Origin of the sequence: Nonlabens xiamenensis (assembly GCF_003865345.1) — a bacterium.
Lineage (GTDB): Bacteria > Bacteroidota > Bacteroidia > Flavobacteriales > Flavobacteriaceae > Nonlabens > Nonlabens xiamenensis.
Window position 1 is genome coordinate 215,727 of sequence record NZ_RMVE01000003.1, and the last position, 12,749, is coordinate 228,475.

The 12,749-nt window shown below is 43.0% G+C and carries 9 protein-coding genes; 6 read left to right on the plus strand and 3 right to left on the minus strand.

Translation table 11 applies throughout. The features are described 5' to 3' along the window. Window positions 1–2 precede the first annotated feature (2 nt). The gene (locus tag EGM47_RS09415; RefSeq protein WP_240642380.1) at window positions 3–1,010 is read left to right on the plus strand and encodes an iron ABC transporter permease; all 1,008 of its coding nucleotides are present in this window, start codon (window positions 3–5) and stop codon (window positions 1,008–1,010) included. Beyond that, entirely contained in the window at window positions 1,010–1,771 is a 762-nt protein-coding gene (locus EGM47_RS09420; protein ID WP_124980558.1) for an ABC transporter ATP-binding protein, read from the plus strand. Before EGM47_RS09415 ends, EGM47_RS09420 begins: the two co-directional genes overlap by 1 nt. A gap of 73 nt (window positions 1,772–1,844) precedes the next feature. Here the strand turns inward: EGM47_RS09420 and EGM47_RS09425 are convergent, their stop codons facing one another. The 3 genes from EGM47_RS09425 to EGM47_RS09435 all read right to left on the minus strand — a co-directional run bounded on the left by EGM47_RS09425 (window position 1,845) and on the right by EGM47_RS09435 (window position 4,733). Then, complete coding sequence (locus EGM47_RS09425; RefSeq protein WP_124980559.1) at window positions 1,845–3,302, minus strand: aminoacyl-histidine dipeptidase; 1,458 nt, start codon at window positions 3,300–3,302, stop codon at window positions 1,845–1,847. 196 nt (window positions 3,303–3,498) lie between these two features. Continuing rightward, complete coding sequence (mnmD, locus tag EGM47_RS09430) at window positions 3,499–4,179, minus strand: tRNA (5-methylaminomethyl-2-thiouridine)(34)-methyltransferase MnmD (RefSeq protein ID WP_124980560.1); 681 nt, start codon at window positions 4,177–4,179, stop codon at window positions 3,499–3,501. Next, the gene (locus EGM47_RS09435; RefSeq protein WP_124980561.1) at window positions 4,179–4,733 is read right to left on the minus strand and encodes a DUF4920 domain-containing protein; all 555 of its coding nucleotides are present in this window, start codon (window positions 4,731–4,733) and stop codon (window positions 4,179–4,181) included. The genes mnmD and EGM47_RS09435 overlap by 1 nt, the downstream gene beginning before the upstream one ends. Before the next feature lie 88 nt (window positions 4,734–4,821). Between EGM47_RS09435 and EGM47_RS09440 the strand changes: the two genes are divergently transcribed. From EGM47_RS09440 to EGM47_RS09455, 4 genes are all read left to right on the plus strand, one after another. After that, a complete protein-coding gene (locus EGM47_RS09440; protein WP_124980562.1) occupies window positions 4,822–5,883 on the plus strand; it encodes a branched-chain amino acid aminotransferase in 1,062 nt (353 codons plus the stop codon). 216 nt (window positions 5,884–6,099) lie between these two features. Then, window positions 6,100–9,063 carry a T9SS type B sorting domain-containing protein gene (locus EGM47_RS09445; protein ID WP_124980563.1) on the plus strand — a complete coding sequence of 988 codons (2,964 nt, stop codon included), beginning with the start codon at window positions 6,100–6,102 and terminating at the stop codon, window positions 9,061–9,063. A 133-nt stretch (window positions 9,064–9,196) separates the two neighbouring features. Further along, window positions 9,197–11,197 carry an excinuclease ABC subunit UvrB gene (gene uvrB, locus EGM47_RS09450; protein ID WP_124980564.1) on the plus strand — a complete coding sequence of 667 codons (2,001 nt, stop codon included), beginning with the start codon at window positions 9,197–9,199 and terminating at the stop codon, window positions 11,195–11,197. A gap of 189 nt (window positions 11,198–11,386) precedes the next feature. After that, window positions 11,387–12,727 carry a hypothetical protein gene (locus EGM47_RS09455; protein ID WP_124980565.1) on the plus strand — a complete coding sequence of 447 codons (1,341 nt, stop codon included), beginning with the start codon at window positions 11,387–11,389 and terminating at the stop codon, window positions 12,725–12,727. The last annotated feature ends 22 nt before the right edge of the window (window positions 12,728–12,749 follow it).

The window sequence follows — 12,749 nt, forward strand, 5'->3', positions numbered from 1 at the left end:
TCTTGAAGTCAGCACGAATTCTTTTACTGGTTTTACTTCTCTTGCTACTTTTTGTGGCTGATCTCTGTTTAGGTACGGTGCAGATTCCTCTGGCTGATTTTTGGAACATTCTGTCTGGTCAGGCAAATGAAGTGGATGCCTCTACCCGATTCATCATCACGCAATTGAGGCTGCCACGAGCGATCATGGCCATTCTTACTGGCGCTGGTTTATCCATGGCTGGTTTACTGATGCAAACCCTTTTTAGGAACCCACTGGCTGGTCCTTTTGTTTTAGGTATTTCCAGCGGAGCCGGACTGGGTGTTGCTTTGGTCATCATGGGTGCTGGAATGATAGGTTTATCCAGTCTATCGGAAACCGGTATTATCGCTGCCAGCATTTTTGGTAGTTTAGGGGTGCTTATTTTAATTCTTCTTATTTCGGTTCGCATAAAGGATACGATGGGATTATTAATTATAGGTTTGATGATGGGAAGTTTGAGTAGTGCTATAGTGGGGATTCTTAGTTATTTCAGCAGTAGTGAGCAATTGAAGCGATATGTTTTTTGGTCCCTGGGAAGTCTTGGAGGTATGCAATGGACTGAAATAGCCATATTAGCTGGAATAAGCATCATTGGATTAGGCTTGATTTTGTTGATTATTAAACCACTAAACGCACTATTACTGGGTGAATCCTATGCTTTGAGCCTAGGAATCAATTTAAAGCGTACCCGATGGATGATCATCCTGATCACAAGTTTGCTGGCGGGAGGAATAACAGCCTTTGCCGGTCCCATTGCCTTTATTGGTTTAGCAGTACCACATTTATCCCGCTTGCTATTACCGACGGTAGACCACCGTATGTTAATACCCACAGCCTTGTTGATGGGTGCTTGTCTTTTGTTGGTCTGTGATTTGGTCAGTCAGTTGCCATTGACCAATTACTCTTTGCCCATCAATGCGGTAACCTCTCTATTAGGTGCTCCAGTGGTCATCTGGCTCATCATGAAAAAAAGAAACCTTCATTTCTAATGCTGACGATTGATAACATTCAGGTAGGTTACGGTTCTTGTGTGGTGGCAAGACATGAAGGTGAGTCCGCTTTCGCGAAAGCGGAATTAACTGCGATATTGGGAACCAACGGAGCGGGAAAATCCACCCTATTGAGATCTTTACATAATGGCAGCCATTTATTGAACGGAAATATAAGGCTGGAAGGTCTGGACATCAATAATTGGAATCCCACTGAAAGGTCTAGAAAGATTGCCGTTGTTTTAACTGAACGGCACTTCTCCTACTTTCTAAAGGTGCGTGAGCTGCTAGAGTTAAGCCGGTCGCCCTACACTAATTTTTTGGGAAAGCTACAACCGCTGGATCACGAGCGCATTCATGCGGTGATGCAAAGTTTTGATCTGGAGTCCCTGTTTGACCGCCGATTGGGAACCTTGAGCGACGGACAATTACAGCGTGTTTTGATTGCTCGGGCGATGGTGCAGGATACAGAGTATTTATTGATGGACGAGCCTACCAGTCATCTGGACATCAACCACAAAGCGGATTTAATGTTTGAACTGCGGGAATATTGTCATGAAACAGGTCGAAGCATGATTTATGCCTCCCATGAAATACAGCTGGCCCTTGCCTTATCCGATAAAATCTTGACAATACATCAAGGACAGATCGATTTCTTTGAGCGCAAAGAATTGACAGCATCCGAAAAGTTGGAAAAAATGTTTCCTTCAGATTACCTGGCATTTCAGCGCGGTGATATCAAATTTAATTTCCCGAAATAAAAGGATTGATTCGTTGGTCAAACGTATAACTTGAGTCGGACTTACGCTTAAAGTTATCGTTTTCAGACTGTCATCAATTCGCTGGAATTTCTTCTAGTATTTCCAATAAAAATTTCCAGAATTTCTGGACGGAACTTATCTCTACATGCTCATCAGGACTGTGAGCACCTCTGATGTTTGGTCCAAAGGATATCATGTCCAAACCTGGATAACGCTCTCCTAGAATACCACACTCTAAGCCGGCGTGACAAGCCACCACTCTGGGCTTTTCTTCAAACATTTCCTGGTATTTTCTTTTGGCCAGATCCAGTACTTCACTTTCTGCGTTGGGTTGCCATCCTGGATAATCGCCGCTTAGGCTTGTGGCCAAGCCAGCAAGATTCATCACTCCCAGGATACTACTGGCTAGGTCCTCCTTTGAAGAATCTACAGAGGACCTTGTCAAACAAGCGATTTTTAATTCAGGTCCATATAATTGAACCCTGGCCAAATTGTTTGAAGTCTCTACTAATCCGGGTATATCCGGACTCATTCGATAAACTCCGTTATGAATTCCCAAGAGAACAAAAACCAAATTACGACTCTCTCCGGCAGGCACTACTGTTCCACTTTCTCCCTCAGATAAATCAATTTTAAGCTGAGGTTCCAAGCTTCTGTATTCATTGTAAATAGCTTGTTTACAGCTTTCATAGGCTTCCAGCAGGATCTCAGATTCACTTTTTCTAAAAGCTATGGTTACCACAGCTTCTCTCGGAATGGCATTGCGCAAACTTCCTCCTTGGAATTCCCTGATGTGAACATCTCCTTTTTTCTGCATGGCATCCAGTAGGCGTGCAGCCATCTTATTGGCATTCCCTAACCCTTTGATAATATCCATGCCACTGTGGCCACCTTTCAATCCTTTGACGGTGATTTTTTTATAAATGTATTCCTGATCCAATTCCTGTAGCAAATAGGTATGGGTTGCGGTAATATCCACACCACCGGCACAACCTATATCGATTTCGTCATCTTCTTCGGTATCCAGGTTCAATAATATGCTCGAGGTTAAAATGGTAGGATCCAATTCTTTGGCACCTGTCATTCCAGTTTCTTCATCAATGGTAAACAATGCTTCAATGGCAGGATGAGCAATGTCTGTGGAGGAAAGAATAGCCATGATGGCGGCTACACCTATACCATTATCGGCTCCCAATGTTGTTCCTTTGGCTTTGATAATATTTCCATCTACCTCCATTTGGATACCTTGGGAAAGAAAATCAAAATCTGTGTCGTTATTTTTTTGGTGCACCATGTCCAGGTGGGACTGAAGAATGACAGCTTTACGATCTTCCATACCTGGCGTTGCAGGTTTTTTGATAATTACGTTTCCGATCGTGTCTTCCAGCACCATAAGTTGGTGTTTCCTGGCAAAATCCATCATAAATCTCCTAACCCTTTCTTCTTTTTTGGAGGGCCTGGGCACTGCATTTAAATCGGCAAAATGATTCCATAATGCTTTAGGCTCCTGTGCTCGTACTTCTTGGGACATAAAAATTTTGATTTGTTGCAAAAGTAATGTTCATCTGATGGTTTGATACTAAGTCTATATTAAAATATCCCTGTAGGAACAAGCCTTAAAGAAGTTTCCGTGCAGAAATTTTCCATTTCTTATGAATAATGAATTGTAGATGTTCCGGCTCGAACTTTTTTCTCCAATCAGCTGAACGATATGTAATTGTAGAGGATTAGTACTTTTTTGTGCCACGCAGCATTTCGCGTTTTCCAGGAGGTCCTGGAAGCCGTTCTACCGCAAAACCTATTTCCTGTAAATTGCGCCTGACTTGTCCCGCAGCGCAATAGGTGGTCAAAATACCACCGGGCTTCAATGCTCGATAGGCCACCTCAAAAATAGGCAAGGTCCAGAGTTCCGGCTGGGTACGAGGGCCAAAAGCATCAAAGTAAATAATATCAAAAGTGTCTTGAAAATCTATATCTTGGAAGGTAGCTTGAATTTTGGTGAGCACGAATTTTTCTGTGATTGCTACCTTTTCACCCCAAGATGCCTGATGAACATTTTCATAGAGGATTTGATCTCCCAATAGCTCACCGTAGGTCATGGCTTTCATCTCTTCCTCAGAAATTGGAAAAGCTTCAATACCTGTATAGTGAATGGTTTGTGGTGTATCATATTGGGCAGTAAGCATAGCATTGAGTCCGGTACCTAGCCCATATTCCAGTATGTGCAATTCCGACTTGTCTGAAGCTGATTCTGCCGCTAGTCGATTGATAAAATACGCTAAACCCTCTTGTATAAAAACATGAAGCGCCTCTTGCAAGGCGCCGTGTTTAGAATGATATTGCTCATTGAGCTGTGGCATATGAATGGTTTTGGAACCATCTGCCGTTGTTATGATTTCTCTTTTCATTAATCCTCCATCTCCGATTCTGGAACGTTCACATCAGGATTATCAAACTTTTCTACCAAAGCCCCGTTGGCCAAAAAACTTAAAGTTACTTTGTCTTTATCAATGGCATCAATTTCAGCCTGACTTTTACCAGCATCCTCGGCATAATGTTTTAATTCGTCTACCGGAGTTACTGATTTGTAAGCAACACCTTCCAGCACTACTTCCTTTCCCTGACCGTTTTTTGGTAAAAAGAAAGCATAGTCTTTAAACTTCACGAAAGCAGTGTCTTGGCCTACCGGTAACTTTACCCAGCAACCTTTATTAGGACATACGTCGGCGATAGTTCCTTTGACGGTCACTGAAAGTGTATCCCCTTCTTTCATCTGCGCGTATTTTGAAGCGAGTTCTGAACTGGTCATGGCTGGATCTGCCGACAATTCAGCCCCATAATTCATATAGGCTATTTCTTCTACCTGTTCATCGTTAATAGCAGGCATTTCTTCCTCTTTATTTTCTTCTTTACAAGAGGTAAGTAGGGTCATTACTAACAAAACTGATAATAAGCTTCTCATAGTTAATTGGTTTTGTGGCAAATTTAAGGATTTGTTCACTTTCAAGGCATGGCTCAATCGAGTATATTTGCAAAAACTTTAAAACAACATGACCAACACTCACGAAATCGTTATAGAAAAGGTGAAAACATCTAAAATCAATAGCATCAACTTTGATCAATTGACCTTTGGAAAAACCTTTACAGACCATATGCTTGAATGCACCTGGCGTGATGGTGGGTGGCAAGAGGTACAAATTAAACCTTATGGCCCTATACAAGTGGAGCCCAGTTGTAAGGTCTTTCACTATGGTCAAGCCATTTTTGAAGGAATGAAAGCTTTTAAAGATGCCTCAGGGGATGTCTTCCTGTTTAGACCTGAAGACAACTGGTTGCGTTTTAACGCCAGTGCCAAAAGATTGGCCATGCCTGAAGTACCAGAAGAGGTTTTTATGGATGGTTTGAAAAAGCTGATTCAATTGGACGAGCAATGGGTAAGGTATGGTGAAGGACTCTCTCTTTATTTGAGACCCTTTATGATCGCTAGTGAAAACGGCGTCGCAGCAGCTCCTGCTACAGAGTATAAATTTATGATCGTAATGTCACCGGCCTTTGCTTATTACACAGGAGACGTGAGAGTAGTTATTGCGTCTCAATTCTCTCGTGCAGCTGATGGTGGCGTAGGATATGCCAAAGCCGCAGGTAACTATGCTGCCAGTTTTTACCCAAATAATTTAGCCCTCGAGGAAGGTTACCAACAAATCATATGGACTGACGCTGCCAGCCACCAATATCTGGAAGAAGCTGGAACCATGAATATTTTTGTTCGTTTTGGAGACACTTTGGTCACCGCGCCACATAATGATAGAATTTTGAATGGAGTAACCCGAAGAAGTATCATCCAATTGGCCAAGGACCATGGTATTAAAATGGAAGAACGCCGCATTTCAGTTAGCGAATTGGTGGAAGGAGCCAAGGATGGTTCGCTGAAAGAAATTTTTGGTACAGGAACCGCAGCCGTTATTGTTCCAATCAAAGGTTTTAAATCAGAGGAATTTACCTGCGAACTGCCCGTATTGGATCAACCTTATGCCAAGACATTGAAAGAGGCTTTGAAGGATATTCAATACAATCGCGCTGATGATCCACATGGGTGGAGGATGAAAATCTAGAAAAGTCTAGATCTTTAAACTTGGTTGAAAATGGCTCACAAGGATTGATTATTCATCGAATTATCCCTCCTTCATTACCATCTCGATCATGTAATTTAGAGGATCACCTGTTTGGTACGTAAAAACAGTATGGTATAAGTTAGAAAATCAGATGGTTTGCTTCACGTGACAGAAACATTTTTGGGTCAGTTGTGATACCTAGAGTATATTTACGCAGTGAGACTCATTTTATTGATAGCGGCTTTTTTTGTATTCCAGTTTGGCTTTGGACAAAATCAGGCCAATTGGTGGTTTTTTGGAAGTAACGCTGGATTGGATTTTAATTCAGGTGCTCCTGTAGCTACCGCAGTAGGGCAACTGAATACTATTGAGGGCTGTGCTGCCATATCTGACGCTTGTGGTAATTTGCTGTTTTATACGGATGGAATAAGTATTTGGAATAGCAATCATACGATCATGCCTAACGGATTTGGTCTCCTAGGTAATCCGTCCAGCACACAGTCGGGTATCATTCTTCCGCTGCCAGAAAGCAACAACTTTTATTATGTGTTTACAGTCGATTTAAGAGGATCCAGCGGTTTAAATTATACGATCGTAGACATGAATCTGGACAATGGCAACGGTGATGTAGTTCCAGGATCAAAAAATATCAATCTGCTGCCCAATTCAACAGAAAAGATATTTGCTGGCCAGGCTTCAGATGGTCGGGACGCCTGGATTGTAACCTTTGCCGAAGAAAACATAGGAAGTTTGAGTTTTAATCAATTTTACGCCTTTCGACTCACTCCCAACGGTATTGACCTTTCCGCTACCGCCACTTCACGAAGCAATAACACTCGGACCACTGATGCCCGAGGCTATCTCAGGGTCTCACCCGATGGCAGTCATGTCGCCATGATGACACAAAATGAAGTCCAACTCAATAACCCTGATCAAGCTGGTTATGGCGCCTGGCTTTTCGATTTTGATTCACAAACTGGAATAGTTGACAACCCGGTTCGATTGGAATTTCCATCAGGTTATCAGGCTTATGGAACCGAATTTTCTCCGAATTCGCAATTGGTATATGTAGATTTAAACCGCAGGGGCAGCGGACTTGTACCAGACGACCGGCTTTTATTGCAATATGAGCTCACCGCAGCTAACTTTCAGACGAATCCGATTACGATTTACGCCTCAGACCCTAGCGATTCAAGTGATGATACCAATCGCGGTGCGTTACAGATAGGACCTGACAAAAAAATCTACTACGCCCGGGACCAGGAACCCTGGTTGGCTGTAATCAATAATCCCGATGAGGTGGGAGCCTTGGCAAATTTCCAATACGATGGTCTAGCTTTGGCACCTAACACCAATTGTAATGAAGGTCTCCCACCCTTTTATAACGCTTTTTTCAACCCCTCTTTTGCTGTGGAGGAAGGCTGTGCGATGTCTCCCAGTTCTTTTAGGGCAGACGAACTAGCTACTTGCGCCAATACCAGCGTTGTTTGGGATTTTGGAGATCCTACCAGCGGCACCTTAAATAGTTCGCAAAACATCTCCCCTACCCACATTTATCAAAACCCAGGAATCTATACCGTCCAATTGACCATCACTACCCCCATGGAGACTTTTACTGCCTCCCGTGATATTCAAATTGTAAACACGCCGCAGTTAAATCCAGTAGTGGATCAACAAATCTGTGACGATTCTATGAATGATGGATTGATTCCGATTGATCTAAATATGATCCGTAGTCAGGCCTTGGGTAACCAAAATCCTACCGAATTTGAAGTCAGCCTGCATTTTAATCAACAGGACGCGGACGCGGATTTTAATGCCTTATCTGATGGCAATTCTGTTCCGACGGGAACATACGTTTATCGAATAGATAGTCGCACATCTAATGGCTGCTATGTTACAAGTAGCTTTGACCTAGTTGTCCTTCCCTCGCCCAGTCCCACAGTGATTAACGATTTAGTACTTTGTGATGACTATTCTAATGACGGGACAGAGGAATTTGATTTAAGCATGGCTGGTGATCAAGGTTTGGGCACTATGGATCCCGCTATCTTTGAGTATGACTTTTTTCCAAGTCGACAGGAGGCCTTGATGGACCAGAACCAGCTGCCCGTTTTATTTGAAAATACCGCTAATCCGCAAGAGATTTTTGTCAGGTATCGCAATCGGCAATTCCCACAGTGCGAACTCATCCAATCTTTCTTTCTCAGAGTGAGTCGACAGCCCGAAATTCCATTGCTTGATCGATTTACTATCTGTGACGATGATCAGCGGGACGGTGTAGAAAACTTTGACCTGGGAGTACTAGAAACACAGTTGATCAATAATCCTGCATCTCAAAATCTGAGCTTCCACCCCAGCCGAATTGATGCAGAAAATAATCAGAATCCGCTGCCATCTATCTATAATACCAGCTCTACTGAGATCTGGATAAGACTCGAGGAGCAAGATATTACCAATTGCCTGGACATTGCGCCTCTTGAGTTAGTGGTTTTTGAAAAGCCCACCGTAGATCTAGGTCCAGATCTCATAAAATGTGCGAGAGAAGAAATCATTCTCAGCGCTACACCTGGCTTTATCAATTATCGTTGGAGCACAGGTGAGAATACTGCCGATATTTCAGCGATTGCAGCAGGTACTTATACCGTAGAAGTAACCGATGCCAATGGCTGCACAGCTACTGATAGTATTGAGATTGAGCACTATGCACCCACCCAAATCAATGATGTCGAGGTGCGACAATTTACACTACGCGACAATCGCATTGAGGTCTTTGCCAGTGGCGAACCCGGCTTGGAATACAGCTTAGACAATTTCATCTATCAATCCAGCCCGGTATTTACAGATTTGTTGCCGGGATACTATACGATTTACGTGCGCGATACCAATGGTTGCGATGTGGTGGAAGCTCCTGCCACCATCATCGCCGCCCCAGCCTATTTTACGCCCAATCAAGATGGTTTTCATGATACCTGGCAAGTGACCGCCATCGAAACAGAGCCTGATGCTGAAATTTTTATTTTTGATCGTTTTGGAAAACTTCTTAAGCAGCTGAGTCCGCTGGGACCAGGTTGGGATGGTACCTATAATAACAATCCCATGCCCAGCACTGACTATTGGTTTAGCGTGCGATTAAACGATGGCCGAAGCTTTAAAGGACATTTTAGTTTGAAACGATAGATACCAGGCGCTAAGAATGGATCAAACACGTACAGCTTCTTTGTGAGTAACACCAGTTTTTTGGTTGAGTCCCCTTTGATTTTAACCTCTCTTTCGCGAAAGCGGAGACCCAAAAAGTCTATTTTTACACCACATGGATTTTAGAATTATTTCGGATTTTAAGCCCACGGGAGACCAGCCCGAGGCGATCCAAAGATTAGTAGAAGGCATCAAGGCCGATGAACGTTACCAAACCCTACTCGGAGTTACCGGAAGTGGTAAGACATTTACGGCCGCCAACGTGATTGAACGCACCCAGAAACCAACTTTGGTACTTTGCCATAACAAAACTTTGGCTGCACAACTCTATTCGGAATTCAAGGATTTTTTTCCGGAAAATGCGGTGGAATATTTTGTAAGTTATTACGATTACTATCAACCAGAAGCCTTTATTCCTACCAGCGGAACTTACATCGAGAAAGATCTGTCAATCAATGAGGAGATTGAAAAGATGCGATTGAGCACCACCTCTTCTCTCTTGTCGGGAAGAAGGGACATTATAGTGGTAGCGTCCGTCTCCTGTTTGTACGGTATTGGAAATCCAGTCGAATTCCAAAAGAATGTAATACGACTTCACCAAGATCAGGTGATTGCGAGAACCGCCCTACTGCAGAAATTAGTGCAATCGCTTTATTCCAGAACCACAGCCGACTTCAATCGAGGGAATTTTAGAATTAAGGGAGATACGCTGGATGTATTCCCCAGTTATGCAGATACAGCATTTAGGATTCATTTTTTTGGGGATGAGATTGAGGAAATAGAACGCTTTAACCCCACAGATGGGAAAGTGATTGAAAAATTTAAACAAATTACGATCTATCCGGCCAATATGTTTGTGACCTCTCCAGATGTCTTGCAAAACGCCATTCATCAAATCCAGGAAGACCTAGTCAAACAAGTGGACTATTTTAAGGAAATCGGCAAACCGCTTGAAGCAAAAAGACTGCAAGAGCGCACAGAATTTGACTTGGAGATGATCCGAGAGCTGGGATATTGTTCAGGTATTGAAAACTACAGTAGATACTTAGATGGCAGGTTACCAGGTACTCGCCCATTCTGCTTGTTGGATTATTTTCCCGATGATTATCTCATGATTATTGATGAAAGTCATGTAAGTGTTCCGCAAGTGGGCGCCATGTATGGCGGAGACCGGTCCAGAAAGGAAAACTTAGTAGATTATGGATTTAGGTTACCCGCAGCCATGGACAACCGACCTTTGAAGTTTGAAGAATTTGAAGCTCTTCAAAATCAGGTACTTTATGTGAGCGCTACTCCAGCAGATTATGAGTTGGCTAAAAGTGAAGGTATCGTGGTCGAGCAAATCATACGACCTACCGGTTTATTGGATCCTATAGTAGAAGTACGTCCGAGCCAAAATCAGATCGATGATCTCGTAGAGGAAATCAGGATACGTGAGGAACGCGACGAGCGGGTATTGATCACGACGCTAACCAAGCGGATGGCAGAAGAACTGACCAAATACTTGACCCGGATCAATGTGCGCTGCCGTTACATCCATAGTGATGTAGATACCCTGGAGCGCGTAGAAATCATGTCGGATTTAAGAAGAGGCTTGTTTGATGTATTAATTGGTGTGAATTTATTGCGCGAAGGATTAGACCTGCCTGAAGTATCCCTGGTGGCTATTTTGGATGCAGACAAGGAAGGTTTTTTAAGGAACAATCGCTCGTTGACCCAAACCATTGGTCGGGCGGCAAGAAACGTAAACGGACTGGCCATTTTATACGCCGATAAGATCACCGAAAGCATGCAAAAAACCATTGATCAGACCGAGTATCGCAGGTCTAAACAAATGGCGTACAATCAACAACACGGACTGGAACCAACAGCGATCAAGAAAAAACTCGAAACGGCGCTTTATCGCAAGAATGCTGCTACTTATGCTATTGAAGAAACATTGAATCTCAAGGCGGCAGAAGAGGAAGCCGAATATCTATCCAAAAACGAACTCGAACAAAAAATCAGGGATACTCGTAAAAAAATGGAAAAGGCCGCCAAGGAACTTGACTTTATGGAAGCAGCGAGACTTCGGGACCAAATAAAAATGATGCAGGAAAAGGTCAAGGAAGCCTGAGCAATTTACCACAATCCTTAGATGCGGAAGATCAACCATGCAGTTGAACGGCAACGACATATTAAAGAAATGCTAATGATTGGATGAACAGTTGATAATACCGTCAACATGAATGTTTATGGTAATATTTGCTCAACTGGAATGATTATTGGCCTTTATTTTCCGTATTTTTAATCAAATTACCCCCTTATGAAATATTGTTACTTACTTTTAATACTTTTTAGTTTTTCGGCTTTTGCTCAGGTAGGAATAAATACCGCAGACCCTACCGCAGACCTTGAAGTGATTGCCAACCCAACTCCTGGTGCAGGAGAATACAATGGTATAGTTATTCCCCGGGTGACCACTTTACCAACCGGCGCCGACTTACCCACAGCTGCCCAGAAAGGGCTGATTCTTTATCTAGAAAGCGGAACTGCAACAGAAGGTTTCTATTTTTTTAACGGTACCGTTTTTCAAAGCATTAATGACATAGCGGGAGGCACTGGTTTTTTTGAGGAAACAACTACCACTCCAGCCAGCTCAACAACAGTAAATGCGTATAGAACAGGTCGTACCGCTTTTGGAAATGATTCAAATAACGCTGCAATAGTTACCATGGAAAATACGGCCACCAATGGGTCAGACAGGAGACTCTTGGATCTAGAGCAACGTAACACGGATGTTTCTGCAACGAGCAATACTACAACCATCAATTCCCGAAATTTTAGTACGCCTGGTGGCCAGAAAGCTGGAATTTTAATTGATGTGACCAACTCGGGTACGGGTAGCCATGTGGGTATTGAAAATAGCGTTTCTATTAATAATGGTAGTACCGCAGATAATTACGGGATACATAACATTGTGGATAGTAATTCCAATACCGCTGCCACAGTGTATGGCATCAGATCCGTTACGGGAAATCCCACAAGTACAGGTATCAGGTATGGCGTGTATTCCGAGGTTATCAATGACGGATCCTCAAACGCCTACTCAGGCTACTTTAGAGGTGATCGATTTGCCATAAAAAACCAGGATGACACTGATGGTTATGAATTGCCGACCGTTGATGGAACAGCTAATCAAGTATTGACTACCGACGGTACTGGAACGGCATCTTGGCAGAATGCAGCTAAGTCAGTACCCGTACAATATGGCATGTTTCAAGGAGACTTTTATAACATGAACAGCATTGCCACCTATTCTAATTTAGATGGGATACAAACTGTATTCGATCCTTCACAAATAGATCCGAATGGAATGCTTGAAATTAAGCTTTTCATCTACGTTACGGATTTTGCTCAACAAACGGATTTTGAACTCCAGGCAACTGACGTTAATGGAACGGTAAGCTTGCCTATACTTCATCCAGATCTAACTTATACTTTCCTCGCTCAGGGTGCAGCAGTAACCAGTGACTGGATCGATTACAACGCTGGTACAGGGGGATCAGGAATCGCCCAATTAATCCTAAGAGGCTTGATTGATGGTACGCCCAATAACGATGCCCAGATCACCAATGTATACGTTTTAATCAGAGCGGACCAGTAATTGCTATTTAGCGAAAGCTTTT